The sequence below is a fragment of the uncultured Methylibium sp. genome (genome assembly GCF_902826655.1).
GTDB lineage: Bacteria > Pseudomonadota > Gammaproteobacteria > Burkholderiales > Burkholderiaceae_C > Methylibium.
In genome coordinates, this window is sequence record NZ_CADEFR010000009.1 from 83,071 (window position 1) to 98,141 (window position 15,071).

Annotated in this window: 21 protein-coding genes; 4 read left to right on the plus strand and 17 right to left on the minus strand. The window is 69.1% G+C overall.

What is annotated here, in order from left to right; translation table 11 throughout:
• The 3 genes from QZV97_RS06430 to QZV97_RS06440 form a co-directional block, all read left to right on the plus strand.
• On the plus strand, positions 1-369 hold a 369-nt coding region (locus QZV97_RS06430), incomplete at its 5' end, for a PfkB family carbohydrate kinase (RefSeq protein WP_295640271.1).
• A complete protein-coding gene (gene rfaD, locus QZV97_RS06435; RefSeq protein WP_295640274.1) occupies positions 366-1,361 on the plus strand; it encodes an ADP-glyceromanno-heptose 6-epimerase in 996 nt (331 codons plus the stop codon). The genes QZV97_RS06430 and rfaD, both read left to right, overlap by 4 nt.
• Before the next feature lie 126 nt (positions 1,362-1,487).
• Positions 1,488-1,781 (plus strand): hypothetical protein, encoded by a 294-nt coding sequence (locus QZV97_RS06440; protein ID WP_295640278.1) that lies wholly within the window; start codon positions 1,488-1,490, stop codon positions 1,779-1,781.
• On the opposite strand, the gene QZV97_RS06445 is transcribed toward QZV97_RS06440, so the two are convergent.
• From QZV97_RS06445 to QZV97_RS06505, 13 genes are all read right to left on the minus strand, one after another.
• Positions 1,756-2,991 carry a patatin-like phospholipase family protein gene (locus QZV97_RS06445; RefSeq protein ID WP_295640281.1) on the minus strand — a complete coding sequence of 412 codons (1,236 nt, stop codon included), beginning with the start codon at positions 2,989-2,991 and terminating at the stop codon, positions 1,756-1,758. The two genes, QZV97_RS06440 and QZV97_RS06445, sit on opposite strands and share 26 nt — an antisense overlap.
• Before the next feature lie 91 nt (positions 2,992-3,082).
• A complete protein-coding gene (locus QZV97_RS06450) occupies positions 3,083-3,502 on the minus strand; it encodes a hypothetical protein (protein WP_295640283.1) in 420 nt (139 codons plus the stop codon).
• A gap of 103 nt (positions 3,503-3,605) precedes the next feature.
• Complete coding sequence (gene dnaE, locus QZV97_RS06455) at positions 3,606-7,124, minus strand: DNA polymerase III subunit alpha (protein ID WP_295640351.1); 3,519 nt, start codon at positions 7,122-7,124, stop codon at positions 3,606-3,608.
• A 55-nt stretch (positions 7,125-7,179) separates the two neighbouring features.
• Entirely contained in the window at positions 7,180-7,620 is a 441-nt protein-coding gene (locus QZV97_RS06460) for a DUF1801 domain-containing protein (protein WP_295640286.1), read from the minus strand.
• 19 nt (positions 7,621-7,639) lie between these two features.
• On the minus strand, positions 7,640-8,239 hold the full coding sequence (locus tag QZV97_RS06465; protein ID WP_295640290.1) for a GNAT family N-acetyltransferase: 600 nt from the start codon (positions 8,237-8,239) through the stop codon (positions 7,640-7,642).
• Positions 8,236-8,514 (minus strand): DUF2277 domain-containing protein, encoded by a 279-nt coding sequence (locus QZV97_RS06470; protein WP_295640293.1) that lies wholly within the window; start codon positions 8,512-8,514, stop codon positions 8,236-8,238. The genes QZV97_RS06465 and QZV97_RS06470 overlap by 4 nt, the downstream gene beginning before the upstream one ends.
• Positions 8,515-8,535: 21 nt before the next feature.
• Positions 8,536-9,045, minus strand: a complete 510-nt coding sequence (locus QZV97_RS06475; RefSeq protein WP_295640296.1) for a GNAT family N-acetyltransferase — start codon at positions 9,043-9,045, stop codon at positions 8,536-8,538.
• Positions 9,046-9,086: 41 nt separating this feature from the next.
• Entirely contained in the window at positions 9,087-9,701 is a 615-nt protein-coding gene (locus QZV97_RS06480; protein WP_295640299.1) for a LysE family translocator, read from the minus strand.
• An 89-nt stretch (positions 9,702-9,790) separates the two neighbouring features.
• Positions 9,791-10,063, minus strand: a complete 273-nt coding sequence (locus tag QZV97_RS06485; RefSeq protein ID WP_295640302.1) for a hypothetical protein — start codon at positions 10,061-10,063, stop codon at positions 9,791-9,793.
• A gap of 16 nt (positions 10,064-10,079) precedes the next feature.
• A complete protein-coding gene (locus QZV97_RS06490; RefSeq protein ID WP_295640304.1) occupies positions 10,080-10,229 on the minus strand; it encodes a hypothetical protein in 150 nt (49 codons plus the stop codon).
• A 23-nt stretch (positions 10,230-10,252) separates the two neighbouring features.
• Entirely contained in the window at positions 10,253-10,630 is a 378-nt protein-coding gene (locus QZV97_RS06495; RefSeq protein WP_295640305.1) for a VOC family protein, read from the minus strand.
• A 31-nt stretch (positions 10,631-10,661) separates the two neighbouring features.
• Positions 10,662-11,270 (minus strand): trimeric intracellular cation channel family protein, encoded by a 609-nt coding sequence (locus QZV97_RS06500; protein ID WP_295640308.1) that lies wholly within the window; start codon positions 11,268-11,270, stop codon positions 10,662-10,664.
• A 45-nt stretch (positions 11,271-11,315) separates the two neighbouring features.
• Positions 11,316-11,807, minus strand: coding sequence for a PaaI family thioesterase (locus QZV97_RS06505; RefSeq protein ID WP_295640313.1), 492 nt, complete (start codon positions 11,805-11,807; stop codon positions 11,316-11,318).
• Positions 11,808-12,019: 212 nt separating this feature from the next.
• On the opposite strand from QZV97_RS06505, the gene QZV97_RS06510 reads away from it, so the two are divergent.
• Positions 12,020-12,301, plus strand: coding sequence for a DUF768 domain-containing protein (locus QZV97_RS06510; protein WP_295640316.1), 282 nt, complete (start codon positions 12,020-12,022; stop codon positions 12,299-12,301).
• Positions 12,302-12,562: 261 nt separating this feature from the next.
• Here the strand turns inward: QZV97_RS06510 and QZV97_RS06515 are convergent, their stop codons facing one another.
• The 4 genes from QZV97_RS06515 to QZV97_RS06530 form a co-directional block, all read right to left on the minus strand.
• The gene (locus QZV97_RS06515; protein ID WP_295640319.1) at positions 12,563-13,009 is read right to left on the minus strand and encodes a hypothetical protein; all 447 of its coding nucleotides are present in this window, start codon (positions 13,007-13,009) and stop codon (positions 12,563-12,565) included.
• A gap of 129 nt (positions 13,010-13,138) precedes the next feature.
• Entirely contained in the window at positions 13,139-13,738 is a 600-nt protein-coding gene (locus QZV97_RS06520; RefSeq protein ID WP_295640322.1) for a hypothetical protein, read from the minus strand.
• Positions 13,739-13,862: 124 nt separating this feature from the next.
• A complete protein-coding gene (locus QZV97_RS06525) occupies positions 13,863-14,627 on the minus strand; it encodes a hypothetical protein (protein ID WP_295640325.1) in 765 nt (254 codons plus the stop codon).
• Positions 14,628-14,746: 119 nt separating this feature from the next.
• Positions 14,747-15,010, minus strand: a complete 264-nt coding sequence (locus QZV97_RS06530; RefSeq protein WP_295640328.1) for a hypothetical protein — start codon at positions 15,008-15,010, stop codon at positions 14,747-14,749.
• Positions 15,011-15,071: the final 61 nt, after the last annotated feature.

Consider the following 15,071-nt stretch of genomic DNA (forward strand, 5'->3'; position numbering starts at 1 on the left):
GCCGACGTGATCACGCCCAACCGCGCCGAGCTGGCGCAGGTCATCGGCGCGTGGAGCAGCGAAGCGCAGCTGCGCGAACGCGCCCAGGCCCTGCGCACCGAGCTCGGCCTGCAGGCGCTGCTGCTGACGCGCAGCGAGGAAGGCATGACGATCTTCGATGCCGCCGGCGACGCCAGCGTGCCGGCCGAGGCGCGCGAGGTCTTCGACGTCACCGGCGCCGGCGACACCGTGATCGCCGCGATGGCCGCGCTGCTGGCCTGCGGCCTGACGCCGCGCGAAGCGATGCCGATCGCCAACCGCGCCGGCAGCATCGTCGTCGGCAAGGCCGGCACCGCGAGCGTCGGCTACGAGGAGTTGTTCTCGTCATGAAGGTGGTCGTCACCGGCGCTGCGGGCATGATCGGCAGCAACCTCGTGCTGGGCCTCAACCGCCTGGGCATCGACGACATCGTCGCGGTCGACAACCTGACCCAGGGTCCCAAGTTCACCAACCTCGTCGAGGCGCGCATCGCCGACTACTTCGACAAGACCGTGTTCTACGAGCGCTTCGCGCGCGGCGACTTCGGCAAGGTCGACGTCGTCTTCCACCAGGGCGCCTGCTCCGACACGATGGAGCACGACGGGCGCTACATGCTCGACACCAACTACCGCGCGTCCAAGGACCTGCTCGACGCCTGCCTGGCCAGCGGCACGCGGCTGCTGTACGCGTCGTCGGCCGCCACCTACGGCGGCAGCAGCGCCTTCCGCGAGGAGCCGGCCAACGAGAAGCCGCTCAACGTCTACGGCTACTCGAAGCTGCTGTTCGACCAGGTCGTGCGCCGCCACCTGCCGGCCGCACGCTCGCAGGTCGCGGGCTTCCGCTACTTCAACGTCTACGGGCCGCGCGAAGGTCACAAGGGTCGCATGGCCTCGGTCGCCTTCCACCACTTCAACCAGTTCCGCGAGCACGGCACGGTCAAGCTGTTCGGCGACTACGGCGGCTACGCGGCCGGCGAGCAGGAGCGCGACTTCGTCTGGGTCGACGATGTCGTCGCGGTGAACCTCTGGTTCCTGCAGCACCCGCTGGCCAGCGGCCTCTTCAATCTCGGCAGCGGTCGTGCGCAGCCCTTCAACGACGTGGCGCATGCGACGGTCAACGCCTGCCGGGCGCTGAAGGGCGAGGCCCCCTTGTCGCTGGCCGACCAGGTGACACGCGGCCTCGTGCAGTACATCCCCTTCCCCGAGGCCCTGGTCGGCAAGTACCAGTGCCACACGCAGGCCGACCTGACGGCGCTGCGCGCCACCGGCTGCGACGTCGCGTTCGCCGACGTGGCCACCGGCGTCGACCGCTACGTGCGCTGGCTCGCCGCACAGGCTCCCTGAGGCCGGGCCCTCCGCCGGGGGGCGTCTCCGCAGCGTCCCCCGCACGCAGGTCGCGGCAGCGATCCTGCACCTCTAGAGTGAACCGGTCGCCTCATCCGAAGCGACGACCACTCAAGGAGGATCGCCATGTACAAGCTCATCGTGGGTGCCCTGCTCGCCCTGTCCTGCAGCCTCGCCGCGGCCGTCGACGTCAACCGCGCGGACCAGGCCGCGCTGGAGGGCGTCAAGGGCATCGGCCCGGGACTGTCGACCAAGCTGATGAAGGAGCGCAGCAGCAGCGCGTTCAAGGACTGGGCCGACCTGATCGACCGCGTGCCCGGTGTCGGCGCCGGCAACGCGGCGCGCTTCTCGGCCGCCGGCCTCACCGTCAACGGCAAGGCCTACGAGGCGATGGTCAAGGCCCAGGCGCCCAGTCGCTGAGCTGCGGCGGCGGGTCGGTCGACTCGGCGTCGCCGGCCCAGCCGAAGAATCTCAGCACGTCGTCACGCCGCGCCATCGTGTCGGCCTCGCCCAGCGCGATCAGCTCGCGCGTGTACGGCGCCTCGAAGAGCAGGTAGCTCGCCAGCGTCGCGCCGCGGCGCGTGTCCTGCGCCACGTCGCTGACGCCGACCGAGCGCAGCATCGCCCGCACCGGCGTCGGCAGCGCCTGCAGGTGGCGCGCGGCGATGTCGTCGAGCCGCTGGCTCGGCGCGATCACCAGCAGCTCGATCGGTCGCAGGCTGGTGTTGGCACGCTGCTCGGCGCTCAGCAGCGACAGCGTGTGGTTGATGCGCTGCAGCCGCTCGATGTCCACCGCCAGCGCGTCCAGGAAGATGTTCGACAGCGCGTGACCGGCGATCTGCGCCAGGCTCGGATAGCCGACGGCCGCCTGCCGCGCACCGGCCGGCTCGTGGAGCCGCCCCGCGCCGATCACGAGGATGCGCTCGGCGCCCAGGTGCACGGCCGGAGAGATCGGCGCGGCCTGGCGCATCGAACCGTCGCCGAAGTACTCGGATTCGCCGTCGCGCAGCAGCGGCACCGCCGGAAAGATGAAGGGGATGGCCGACGAGGCCATCAGATGCGCCACCTCCAGCCGCGCCCGCGTGGCAACGCGCTGCGAGCGCGTCCACGGCGGCAGCTCGATCGGCGCGTCGTAGAAGGTCACGTGCTCGCCCGCGCTGTAGCTCGACGCGCTGATCGCCAGGCCCTTGAGTGCGCCTCCGTCGATCAGGCTCGGCACGCGCTCCAGCGGCAGCAACTGGCGCAGCAGGTCCTCGAGCGGCGCGTTGTCGAGCAGCGAGCGCGGCCGCGCGCGGCGCCAGCGCGCCAGCGCCCAGCCGGCGGTGAACAGCGTCAGCCAGCGCGCGCCGGTGCGGATCACGCCGAAGGCATCGGCGCGGTAGACCTGTCCGGCCTCGAAGTTGCGCCACACGCGCAGCAGCAGCTTGACCGCGCGGTCGAAGTCGTCGGCGCCGCAGGCCAGCGCCGCGGCATTGATCGCGCCGGCCGAGGTGCCGGCGATCACGGGGAAAGGGTTGCCTTCGCGCACGCCGGCCTGACGGCGCAGCCGGCTCAGCGCCGACAGCACGCCAACCTGGTAGGCGGCGCGCGCGCCGCCACCGGTGAGGACGAGGCCCGTGGTCGGTGTCACGGGGCCAGCATAGTCGCGGCCCCGGCGGTGCAGAAGGGCGGATTTGGCGGTCGGAAGCGGCGCTTATCGATGCCGCCGCCTGCGCCGGCGATCAGTCGCGGCCGTGCTTGCCGTTGCCGTGCCCCTTGCCTTTGCCCTTGCCGCGGTGATCGTCGCGGTGATCGCGCCGATGGTCGTCGCGATAGCGCGGCGCGTACACGTCGTTGTACCAGCTGTCCTGCACGAAGTAGACGCGCTGGCCGCAGGCGTTGTAGCGGCCGCAGTGCTTGCCCCAGTTCTTGGCGTGGCCCGGCGGCACGCGCAGGTAGATCGGTTGCTGCACCACCGCATAGGGCGCCGGCGCGATCACCACCGGCTGCGGGTAGATCACCGCCGGCTGCGGATAGTTGCCGATGTCGATGCGACCGTAGAAGCCCGGCTGGCCGATGCTCACCGAGACGCCGACATCGGCTGCCAGGGCCGGGGCGCCGGCCGCGAGGGCCAGCAGGGTGCTCAGGATCAGGCGCTTCATTCTTGACTCCTCGTGATAGGCATGACAGTTCCAACGCTGCATGCTCGCACCGCGCCGACCGGCGCCTGTGACAAGACTTTTCAGCCGGCCGGCCCCTGGCTCACTACTCATAGACCACGCTCGCCTGGCCGTGGGCGCTGGCCTTCCAGCGCGACAGCGCAGCATCGGTCGGGAAGAAGCGTCCGTCCTCGCCGAGGTCCAGCTCGCCCTGCACGCCCGGGCGCTGCAGCACCAGGCGCACCGCCAGGCCCTGGGTCAGCTCGCCCTGATCGGTCTGCACGTGGCGCGGCGGAAAGGCGCGCAGCAGCTCGCCGACCGGCGGCGTGCTGCCGTTGACCGCCACGCGCAGGTAGCGCCCGAAGCGGCAGCGCGCACCGGCCAGGTCCCAGACCTGGTTCACGTTGAGCCGCAGCCCGCCCGAGAAGCGGTCCGGCTGCACCTTGCCCTGCACGACGATCAGCTCGTCCTCGGCCAGCCGCTCGCGGTGCGCGTTGAGCAGCTCCTCGTTGGCGACCGCCTCGATCGTCTCGCTCTTGTCGTCGAGCTTGAAGATCGCGACGCGGCCGCGCTGGCCGTTGACGACCCGCAGCTCGCTGACGATGCCGGCCAGCAGCTGCGGCTCGCGCGAGTCCAGCAGGTCGGCGATGCGGCGCTTGGCGAACTGCCGCACCTCGGCCTCGCACTCGTCGAAGAGGTGGCCCGACAGGTAGAAGCCCAGCGCCTGCTTCTCCTGCGACAGCTGCTCGCGGATGCTCCACGGTGTCGCCGCGACCAGCTCCGGCTCGTGCGTCGATGCCGCATGCGAGTCGCCGCTGTCGAACAGCCCGCCCTGGTCGGCATGCGCCGCCTGCGTGTCGGCGTAGTCGAAGGCCAGCGGCACGCTGGCCATCAGCACCGCGCGATCGGCGTGCAGCGCATCGAAGGCGCCGCCCTTGATCAGCGCCTCGACGACGCGCTTGTTGACGCGCGTGCGGTCGACGCGCGCGCACAGGTCGAACAGGCTCCTGAAAGCTCCGTCGGCCTCGCGCGCCTCGACGATGGCCTCGATCGCGCCCTGGCCCGTGCCCTTGATCGCCCCCAGCCCGTAGCGGACGCTGCGCTCGCCGACCGGCTCGAAGCGGTAGCCGCCGCGGTTGACGTCCGGCGCCTCGAACACGATGCCCAGGTTGGCGACCGCATCGTCGTGGAAGATCTTGAGCTTGTCGGTGTCGTCGATCGACACGCTCATGTTGGCCGCGGTGAACTCGGCCGGGTAGTGCACCTTGGCCCAGGCCGTGTGATACGCCAGCAGCGCGTACGCGGCGGCGTGCGACTTGTTGAAGCCGTAGCCCGCGAACTTCTCCATCAGGTCGAAGATCTCGTTGGCCTTCGGCTCGGGAATGCCCTTCTTCGCCGCGCCCTCGGCGAAGGTGGTGCGGTGCGCCACCATCTCCTCGAGCTTCTTCTTGCCCATCGCGCGGCGCAGCAGGTCGGCGCCGCCGAGCGAGTAGCCGCCCAGCAGCTGGGCGACCTGCATCACCTGCTCCTGGTAGACCATGATCCCGTAGGTCTCCTCCAGCACCTCGCGCATCAGCGGGTGCGGGTACTCGACCTCCTCGCGGCCGTGCTTGCGCGCGCAGAAGCTCGGGATCAGGTCCATCGGCCCCGGCCGGTACAGCGCCACCAGCGCGATGATGTCCTCGAAGACGCTGGGCCGCGCGTCGCGCAGCATGCCCTGCATGCCGCGGCTTTCGAGCTGGAACACCGCGACCGTCTTGCCCTCGGACAGCAGCTTGTAGGTCGCGCGATCGTCCAGCGCCAGCTGCTCGAACGCGAAGTCGCGACGCGCCTCGTGGCGCGCGCGGATCAGGTCCTTGCACAGCTCCAGGATGGTCAGCGTCGCCAGGCCCAGGAAGTCGAACTTCACCAGGCCGATCGCCTCGACGTCGTCCTTGTCGAACTGGCTCACCGCCGCGTCGCTGCCCGGCTGCTGGTACAGCGGGCAGAAGTCGGTGATCCGGCCCGGCGCGATCAGCACGCCGCCGGCGTGCATGCCGACGTTGCGCACCGTGCCTTCCACACGCTCGGCCAGCGCCAGCAGCTCGGCGACCTCTTCTTCCTTCTGCTCGCGCTGCTCGATCTCGGGCGCTTCCTTGCGCGCGTAGATCAGGCCCGGGTCGGGATGCTCGCCCGGCCGCTTGAGCGTCACCGACTTGCCGGGCGGCGCCGGCACCAGCTTGGCGATGCTGTCGACGTGGCCGTAGCCCATGCCCAGCACGCGGCCCACGTCGCGCAGCGCGGCCTTCGCCGCCATCGTGCCGAAGGTCGCGATCTGGCTCACCGCGTCGCGCCCGTACTTGGCCTTGACGTAGTCGATCACGCGGTCGCGGTTGCCCTGGCAGAAGTCGATGTCGAAGTCCGGCATCGACACGCGGTCCGGGTTGAGGAAGCGCTCGAACAGCAGGTTGTAGGCCAGCGGATCGAGGTCGGTGATCTTCAGCGAATAGGCCACCAGCGACCCGGCGCCCGAGCCGCGACCCGGCCCGACCGGGCAGCCGTGCGTCTTGGCCCAGTTGATGAAGTCCGCGACGATCAGGAAGTAGCCCGGGAAGCCCATCTTCAGGATGGTCTCGATCTCGAACTCCAGCCGCTCCACGTAGCGCGGGCGTTCGCGGTCGCGCTGCGCGGCGTCGGGGTAGAGCTGCGCGAGACGCTCTTCCAGTCCCTCGCGCGAGGCGTGGCGGAAGTAGGCCTCGGGCGCGAGCCGCACGCCGTCGACCTCGGGCGTCGGAAAGTCGGGCAGCTGCGGCTTGCCCAGCACCAGGCTCAGGCTGCAGCGTCGCGCGAGCTGCAGCGTGTTGGCCAGCGCCGACGGCAGGTCCGCAAACAGCTCGGCCATCTGCGCGGCCGTCTTGAAATACTGCTCGCGCGTGAAGCGCTTGATGCGCCGCGGGTTGGTCAGCGTCTCGCCCTCGGCGATGCAGACCCGCGCCTCGTGCGCCTCGTAGTCGTCGGGCGTCAGGAACTGCACCGGATGCGTCGCCACCACCGGCAGGCCCAGCTTTGCCGCCAGCGGCACCGCGCCGCGCACCTGGGCCTCGTTGCCGGCTTGCCCGGCGCGCCACAGCTCCAGGTAGAAGCGTTGCGGAAAGATCGCCGCCAGCCGGCGCGCCAGCGCCTCGGCGCGTGCCGTGTCGCCGGCCAGCAGCATCTGCCCGACGGCGCCGAGGTCCGCACCCGACAGCGCGACCAGGCCCTCGGCATGCTGCTGCAGCGTGGCCCAGCCGACGCAGGCCTGGTGGCGCTGCACGTTCTCGGTCCATGCGTGCGAGATCAGCGTGCACAGGTTGAGGTAGCCCCTGCGGTCCTGCACCAGCAGCAGCAGGCGACTCGGATGCCGGTCGGTCGCGCCCGGCCCGGCCTCGGGCTCGAGCCACAGCTCGGCGCCCAGCAGCGGCTGCACGCCGCGGCCGCGCGCCTTGCCGTAGAACTTGATCGCGCCGAACAGGTTGGACAGGTCGGTGATCGCCAGCGCCGGCTGCCCGTCGGCCGCGGCCGCCTCCACCATGTCGTCGATGCGCAGCGTGCCGTCGACCACCGAGTATTCGGTGTGGGTGCGCAGATGGACGTAGCGGGGCGGCAGGCTCACGCGACGATTTTACGGAGCCCGTCCGCCGCGGCCCCGCCCCGGCGATGTGCTAGGGCCGGTCGACGTTATCGGAGGGCACGCGCTGCCCGGCCATCGCCGCCACCGAGGCCTCGATCAGCGCCTGCAGCACGTCCAGGTCGACGTCGGACAGGCGCTTGAGATAGAGGCAGGACCGGCCGGTCTTGTGCCGGCCCAGGCGGGCCATCAGCGCCGCGTGATCCTCGAAGCCGGCCATCAGGTACAGCGTCAGGTCGTTCTTGCGCGGCGAGAAGCCGACGATCGGCCAGTCGCTGCGGCGGCCGTCGGCATAGGTCAGCAGGGTGCGCCCGAAGCCGACGATGCTGCTGCCCCACATCTCGGCCTCGGCGCCGGTCGCGGCGCGCATGCGGCGCGCGACCTCCTGGCAGTCGGCGCGCCGCTGGGCATCGCCGACGCCGGCGATGAAGCCCGCGACGCTGGCGCCGGTCGGTCGGGTCTTGGCTTCGGCCATCGCGCACTCCTCCAGCGGCCTACGGGGCGCCCGGATTGTCGCGCGCGACGCGCTCGAGATAGGCGTCCACGCCGGTCTCGCCCAGCGGCTTGACCATCACGCGCAGGTCGTTGACGCGCCGGCCCATCGCGACGCCGACGCGCTGGCGCACCTCGACATAGCCCTGGCGCCACCAGAAGCGTTCCGCGCGCGCGTGGTCGCGCACGGCGCCCAGGCGGATCCAGCGCGCGCCGCGGCCGCGCATCCAGGCCTCCATCGCGGCATACAGCGCCGGCGCGGCGCCCTGGCCGTGCAGCGCGGTCGCGACGACGAAGAGCCCGATGTGCCAGACCGCGTCCGCAAGAAAGTCCTCGACCAGGCTGGCCATGCCGACCAGGCGCCCGTCCGCGCCCTCGAAGGCCAGCAGCCAGCGGCGCCGATAGCCCATGCCGGCCGGCGGCGCGTCGTCGAACTCCTGCTGCGCCTCCGCGGCATGCGCCGGCTCGCCGTGCACGGCCATGAAGTAGGCCGGGTTGTCGTCGAAGAAGCGCTGCAGCGCCGGCACGTCGCCGGGCTCCAGCTCGCGCGCACGCAGCGCGCCCGCGGGTACCGCGGCGGTGAAGAGCGCGGTCGCGGTCACCGGCCCGCGTCCCCGAAGCGCAGCGCCGAGCGCGCCTTCGCCTTCGCTGCCTCGACCTCGCGATCGCGCGGTTCGGCGTTCGTCACCAGGGCGGCCATCAGGCGCCGCGTCGCCGCGGCCACGTCCTGCACCGCTTCGTCGAAGGCCGCTTCGTTGGCGCGGGACGGCACGTTGAAGCCGCTCAGCTTGCGCACGAACTGCAGTGCGGCATCGCGGATCTCCAGCTCGGTCGCTGGCGGCTCGAAGTTGAACAGGGTGCGGATGTTGCGGCACATGCCCGGTGCTCCTCGTGACGGTCAGGCCCCGCCGGCGTCGGCCATGCCCGGCGCCGCGCGGACGAAGCGCTGCTCGGTGACCTCGCGACCCCACTGCGCACCGCGTTGCGTGTGCGCGAGCGCAAAGCCGTGCTGCTCGTACAGGTGACGGGCCGCGTGCAGCGCATCGAAGGTCCACAGGAAAGTCCGCCCGTAGCCGCGCGCGTCGCAGAAGGCCAGCGCCTCGCCCAGCAAGGCGCGGCCGACGCCGCTGCCGCGCGCGGCCCCCGACGCGATGAACCAGCGCAGGTGGGCGCCCTCCTCGGCGGCGTGCAGTCCGTCGATGGCGATCGAGCCCTCGATGCGATCGCCGTCCAGCGCCAGCCACAGGCCGTCGCGGCCCTCGACCCGGCGCCGGCAGAAGTCCGACAGCTCCGTCGCCACCTTGGCCTCGAAGTCGACGCCGAAGCCGGCCGCCGCCGCGTAGAACTCGCCGTGCATCTGCACGATGCGCCCGATGCAGCCCGGCCGATCGCCCGGATGGATCGTCATGGCCGGGCCACGCGACGGCGGGCTGCGCAAGGCCATTCGGCTCAGCGGTCCGACAGCGCCAGCCGCGCCCCCAGCCCCGCGAAGATCGCCGCGAAGCTGCGCCGCAGCCAGGCCTGCACGCGCGGCGACTCGACGACGGCGCGCCGGAAGGCGTTGGCCAGCAGCCCGTAGATCACGAACACCACGAAGGTCATCGCCATGAACACCCCGCTCAGCAGCAGCAGGTGCAGCAGCGGCGACGGCGAGTCCGCCGCCACGAACTGCGGCAGGAAGGCCAGGAAGAAGATCGTGAGCTTGGGGTTGAGGATGTTCAGCAGGCAGGCCCGGCTGACGAGGCTCCAGGCCGAGGCCGCCGCCGGCGCGTCGCCGACCGCGAACGCCGCCTTGTCGCGCCAGGTGGCGACCGCCAGGTACAGCAGGTAGGCCACGCCGGCGAACTTGAGCACCTGGAAAGCCAGCGCACTGGTGTGCATCACCGCCGACAGGCCCGCCACCGTGGCCACCAGGTGCGGCACGATGCCGGCCGTGCAGCCCAGCGACGCGTAGACGCTCGCACGCCGGCCGAGCGCCAGGCCGGTCGAGACGGTGAACACCACACCGGTGCCGGGGATCAGCACGACGATCAGCGAGGTGATCAGGAAGTTCAGCGTGACCATCGGCGGGTCCTCCTTGTCGCGAGTATCAGGGGGGCTGCTTGCAGACAGGGATCCTGCGCATGGTGGCTCCCTGACCTGCACCGTGCGGGTCAGGCGCCCTGGCGCCGGTTGCGCGGGTGCGCGGCAGCCTGGCGCTCGTTCCCGCGCTTGTAGTTGCCGGTCAGGCGCGCCATCAGCTGCTGCGCATCGGCCGGCGAGCACGATGCAAGCTCGGCGAGGAAGTCCCGCGCGTCGGCGCCGCGCAGCGTGGCGGCCAGCACGCCGCGGTGCAGCACCTGCACCTCGCCCGACTTGCGCGAGCGGTGACTGAAGCCGAGATCGGCCTCCACCTGCGGGCGCATGTCCTGGTTGAAGCTGCTCATGGACTGCCTGGCGGCCTCAGGGCATGTGGTCCATCGCATCGGGCAGGCCGACCCAGGCGTGCATCCGCTCCTCGTAGACCGAGAACGACGGCGCCGGGAAGGCCGGATCCGCGTCGGTCCGCGCTTGCAGCTGACCGCAGCTGCACGATGCGATGCGTAGCGTCATGCGACCCCCAAGGCGCTGCGGACTCAGAACTCGGGTTCGTGGCAGACCGCCTCGATGTTGTGCCCGTCCGGCCCGATGACGAAGGCTGCATAGTAGTTCGGGTGGTAGTGCGGCCGCAGGCCCGGCGCGCCGTGGTCCCTGCCGCCCGCCGCCAGCGCGGCGCGGTGGAAGGCCTGGACCTGCTGGCGACTCCGGGCCACGAACGCCAGGTGCAGATGCGCCGGCTTCTCGTCGGTCTGGAACAGGCACAGGGACACCGTGCCGTCCGGTGGGCACAGCTCCACGCCATAGCCCGGCGCCCCCTCGGCCACGACGACGACACCCAGCGGGCCCAGCGCCGCGAGGAAGAACGCCTTGCTCTCGGCAAAGTCGCTGACTCCGAACTTGACGTGGTCGAACATGGGGGCTCCTGCGGTGGCCCGATAGCCCCGCTCACTGCGGCAACGAGAAGACCGGCAGCTTCAGATCGAAGGCGATGGCCGCCAGCCGGGTGGCCGCCACCGTGACGACGCCGCCGGCGAACGCGCCGGCCGTCGGCGCCCTGGCCGCCCGCAGCAACAGGTACACCACGATACCGGCGATGGCCGCGGACGCATAGATGTCCTGGCGAAGGATCAGCGGCACCTTGCCGGACAGGAGGTCCCGGACGACGCCGCCGCCGGCCCCGGTGATCGTGCCCATCAGCACGACGACCAGCGAGTGACAGCCTGCCTTCTCGGCGACCTGCGCGCCGGAGATCGCGAACAGCGCCAGCCCCAGCGCGTCGGCGATCAGCAGGGCATCGACCGGCACCGGAAGAAGATGCACCCACACCAGCGTGACCGCCGTCGCCGCGAGAATCACGTAGATGGGGCCGGCATCGCGGATCCAGAAGACCGGATGCCTGCCGAGCAGCACATCGCGAAGCGTGCCGCCGCCGACGGCCGTGATGGACGCCAGCACCAGCACCCCCAGCAGATCGAACTGCACCGCGATGCCGGCGAGTGCTCCGCTGGCCGCGAAGACGGCCACGCCGAAGAGGTCAAGGACGTACAGCAGCACAGCGACGGCCGATGCTCACGAGGGGCCGGCTCGCCCCGCGGCGCCTCATGGGGCGGGAACCTCGAAGATCAGGCATGTGGTCGTGCCGTGCGCCAGGAGACGCCCCTTCCCGTCGGTGACCCGGCCTTCCGCGGTGCCCGCGCGGCGCCCGCTGCCGAGCACCTTGCCTTCGGCGTGGATCAAGCCGGTGTCCGTCGTGATGGGGCGGATGAACGAGATCTTGAACTCGAGCGTCGTCGACACGATGCCCCGGTCCACGGTCGACTGGATCGCCAGGCCCATGCAGCTGTCGAGCAGCGTCGCGGCGAGCCCGCCGTGCACCGTGCCCCAGGGATTGAAGTGAGCCTCCTCGGGCTCTGCAGTGATCACCACGCGTCCCTTCTCGACCGCCACGACGTCGTAGCCCAGCGTCCGGGCCATCGGGTTCAGGGGCAGCGCGCCCGTTGCCAGCCCTTCCACGAACTCCAGGCCGGACAGCTGCCGCAGGGTGTCGGGGCTGACGGTGCCGTACGACTTCTTCGCATCCGGGGTCTGCATCGTGCGCTCCTTGAAATGGCTGCGACCCTAGCCCCGCCTTCATCGGCCGGCTGGCCGTTTCCGGACACCTCCTCTCGCCGCGCATGGTACGGCCGGCCGGCGCCTGTGCGGGCCCTGCAGTAAGCTCGGTCTCGCTCGAGCCGGGCTCCCGGGTCGATCACGGTGGGGCGGGACACCGGCGCCGAATTCCCGCAGCAGATGGGTGGGCCGTCATGAGCAAGCGCTTCCTGCGTTGGGTCGAGACATGGATCGAGGAGAACATTCCTCCCGGCGCCAATCCCGACCTCGAGAGCCACCCCGCGAAGGCCCGGCGGCTTCTGGAGGCGCTGTTTGCCCAGGCCACGGAAGCCGGCTTCAAGAGCGCCGAGGTCGACGAGGAAAGGGAGCGCATCGCGCCCCTCGTGCTGACCGCCGTCTCGGACAGCACCGACTTCGACATCGACGCCTACCGGCTCAAGTCGCAACTGGCGCAGGAGAACGAAGACGGCGACTGAGTCGTGCTGCGCGAAGCTCGCGCGTGGCGAGTCGTTCAGGTGGCCGGCGTGAGTCCGGCGCAGTGTCCGTCCGCACCTGGCTCGACCTGTCGAAGTGACGCGCAAGCAGCGCGGTGAAGCGACAGAAGACCGATCAGAAGTGAATCGAGCCGCTCGCGCGGCTCGACGGGATTCATTCGCTTGACAGACGGGGAAGCCCTTGCGTTGGCAAGAGCGGACGACAAAAGGCGAAACCTCTTGGCCGTCCGCTCGACGGAAGGGCTACGCCAGATCGTTGAATGCCCTTATCTCGGAAATTCGAGGATCGGTAAGCCACAGACCATCCAATAGCGAGAACACCTCTTGAGCGAACGGCGTGCCGACAACTTCGGCCCGGCGCATTGCACGACCGCAGAGTTCGCTCGTGGCTGCGTGACGACTCTCACCATCGATGACCATGAACGAACCGCCTTCCGATGAGGGTCGATAGAGCACTGAGACGAGCACGCGATCTTGAGACGTCGTTCCTTCGCCCCACGCTCCAATAACCAGATCGACGTTCACGTCGTGCTCCGGAGCGTCGACCGTCCATCGGACGAAATAGGTCGCCAGCGCAGTGGTTTCTACAGATAGATCGCCCCAAACCGTCTTGGACGTACGGCCGCAGCAATCGCAAGTGCCGGACGACTCTTTCCACGGCGTTGCGATGATCTCAGGCGGGGAACTCATGTGGCCTAGCGTTTGAGTTACCCCCGACCGCGGAGGCGAGCCTTGTAAGGCCGGGCGGCGACGATGCTACCTCTGGCGCTGCCCGGCCTTACAAGGCTTGCCGTAGCGGGTCGGGGGCTGAACGAGGTGTTAGGCCTCACGCTGCTCGCGCCACATGATGTACTTGCCCAGCTCTCTCAACTCGATGTACCCGTCGCGTTCTTGTGAGTCGGGCGGAGCGACAACTTCTAGGTGGTGAACGGCCTCCGCGGCAACCAACTCGCCAAGCCCCGTGTCCAGAACAATGTGCACGGCGGCCCGGTAGGCCTGGGTACGTTCGGCAGTGAGGCCTGGCACGGCGACTCGTAAACCTAGTGAAGCTGGGTTGGACTTGGACTCAAGCGGCAGAAACCAGCATTCACTCGGATCGACGATCACGCCTTCATACTCGGTCCGAAACTCAAAGCCTTGCGGCGGCTTGAAAGCTACGAAACACCAACCGGGTGTCTCTGGAGCAGCCGCGACAAGGTGCCTGACATCCTCAAAGTAGTCAGGATCACCTTCCGCGGAGATGACCAGTTCAAGCGGTCCATCTGGATGGCCTCCCATCTCGAACCAGAGGCCCTGGGAGTAGGTCTGAAGCTCAGCCTGCAGTTCATCTAGCAGTGCGTCGTCGCGGCTGTGGGAGAAGCGCTCCAAGCGTGGCCTTGCGCCGGCAAACCAGTTCCAGAAGCGCCGTGGATCTTGCATCGGTGGAGTTCGAGAGGCCTAGCGTTTGAGCTGAGCGGACCTCAAAGGCAGGCCGCGCGGAAGTGAGAATGACGATGCACTGTAGCGCGGCCTGCCTTTGTGGGTCCGCGACTCGAGCGAAGGGTTAGGCGTCAACTCGCTGGGCATAGGAACGGCGCTTCTTCAGGAACACCAGTGCTCCCAGCGGGAACGCCAAGGTGAAGATGTAGGGCGCCACAGGCCCTGCCTTGAAGAAGCCGGCACCGAGCAGCGCAAAGCTGAGGGGTTGGATACCCCATGCGCCAGTTGTCCAGTTGAACTGGAACTGCACCAGACCAACGGCTACGAACAGCAGCCACAGCCACTTGCGCTTTGGAACCTTGGTTCTCACGCACACGATGAGCGCGTAGACAACGAGCAAGGGAATCGCCACGGCAAGGGCAAGTACTGCATAGTGCAGCGCGCTCTTTCCTGCAAGCGTGAATGCGTTCTCTGCCTCGAGCGACCTGGTGCGAGGCGTGAAGTGAATACCCTGCACCACGACCTTACCGTCCCGGCGCTCGAGAACAGCATTGGCAACTAGCCAAGTGTCCTTGTATTGATACTCGAACGTCAGGTCGAAGCGCGTGATCGAGTTCGTGGTGTTGGTGTGGGCGCCGACGGTGCGAATGCTCATAGGTTCGCCGGACGGAACTTGCTTTGCCATCTCGTCCAGCTTGCTTCGGAGGTCAGGTGACCGAAGGCTCGGATCCAACTGTGCTTCGACTGAAGCGAAGTCGCGCGCTGTGAGTTGGAAAATCACCTGCTTCGCCAGCGCCGCCTCTTCTTTGGGAACAAACTTCTCGAACATGGCTTCCTGATCGCAGGCAGACAAGACGAGCGCCAGGACGGGAATGAGCAGTCGATGCATGAGAAAAGATGGGTGTTGTTGACGCCTAACGCCGGCGCTCACCCGCGCGAACGGCGCGCGAGCTTGCGAGCGCGCCGGGCGCGCCAGGCGCGCCAGGCGCGTCGTGGTGGAGCGGCAGGTTAGACCGCAAAAAGCACCTTCCCCGTGCCCTGATCGATGATTCGAACAACTTCATTCGCATAGACGAACTCAGCATACTTCGCTTCACCACGAGGCGCGGGAGAAGTGGTGAAGTGCTCAAACTCGGCGTGCATGTCTTGCCCAGACGCGACTTCATAAACGCGACATTCGGCGCCACTGTCGAGCACGACGATTGTTACCGCCTTAGCAACGGACTGGGCGTGGAGGAGACGGCCTACGAGTTTGGCTTCTGCTGGAGTCATTGCGGTCTAACGAATGAAAGGGACTTCCCCGTCCCGAGGTGCCCGCGGTGAAGCGGAGTAC

What these genes read in the sequence shown, in the direction of transcription:
- QZV97_RS06530 (WP_295640328.1), bottom strand. Translation starts at nt 15,010, where the DNA reads ATGACTCCAGCAGAAGCCAAACTCGTAGGCCGTCTCCTCCACGCCCAG.
- QZV97_RS06515 (WP_295640319.1), bottom strand. Translation starts at nt 13,009, where the DNA reads ATGAGTTCCCCGCCTGAGATCATCGCAACGCCGTGGAAAGAGTCGTCC.
- QZV97_RS06490 (WP_295640304.1), bottom strand. Translation starts at nt 10,229, where the DNA reads ATGACGCTACGCATCGCATCGTGCAGCTGCGGTCAGCTGCAAGCGCGG.
- rfaD (WP_295640274.1), top strand. Translation starts at nt 366, where the DNA reads ATGAAGGTGGTCGTCACCGGCGCTGCGGGCATGATCGGCAGCAACCTC.
- QZV97_RS06440 (WP_295640278.1), top strand. Translation starts at nt 1,488, where the DNA reads ATGTACAAGCTCATCGTGGGTGCCCTGCTCGCCCTGTCCTGCAGCCTC.
- QZV97_RS06520 (WP_295640322.1), bottom strand. Translation starts at nt 13,738, where the DNA reads ATGCAAGATCCACGGCGCTTCTGGAACTGGTTTGCCGGCGCAAGGCCA.
- QZV97_RS06525 (WP_295640325.1), bottom strand. Translation starts at nt 14,627, where the DNA reads ATGCATCGACTGCTCATTCCCGTCCTGGCGCTCGTCTTGTCTGCCTGC.
- QZV97_RS06475 (WP_295640296.1), bottom strand. Translation starts at nt 9,045, where the DNA reads ATGACGATCCATCCGGGCGATCGGCCGGGCTGCATCGGGCGCATCGTG.
- QZV97_RS06505 (WP_295640313.1), bottom strand. Translation starts at nt 11,807, where the DNA reads ATGCAGACCCCGGATGCGAAGAAGTCGTACGGCACCGTCAGCCCCGAC.
- QZV97_RS06470 (WP_295640293.1), bottom strand. Translation starts at nt 8,514, where the DNA reads ATGTGCCGCAACATCCGCACCCTGTTCAACTTCGAGCCGCCAGCGACC.
- QZV97_RS06480 (WP_295640299.1), bottom strand. Translation starts at nt 9,701, where the DNA reads ATGGTCACGCTGAACTTCCTGATCACCTCGCTGATCGTCGTGCTGATC.
- QZV97_RS06460 (WP_295640286.1), bottom strand. Translation starts at nt 7,620, where the DNA reads ATGGCCGAAGCCAAGACCCGACCGACCGGCGCCAGCGTCGCGGGCTTC.
- QZV97_RS06450 (WP_295640283.1), bottom strand. Translation starts at nt 3,502, where the DNA reads ATGAAGCGCCTGATCCTGAGCACCCTGCTGGCCCTCGCGGCCGGCGCC.
- QZV97_RS06510 (WP_295640316.1), top strand. Translation starts at nt 12,020, where the DNA reads ATGAGCAAGCGCTTCCTGCGTTGGGTCGAGACATGGATCGAGGAGAAC.
- QZV97_RS06485 (WP_295640302.1), bottom strand. Translation starts at nt 10,063, where the DNA reads ATGAGCAGCTTCAACCAGGACATGCGCCCGCAGGTGGAGGCCGATCTC.
- QZV97_RS06495 (WP_295640305.1), bottom strand. Translation starts at nt 10,630, where the DNA reads ATGTTCGACCACGTCAAGTTCGGAGTCAGCGACTTTGCCGAGAGCAAG.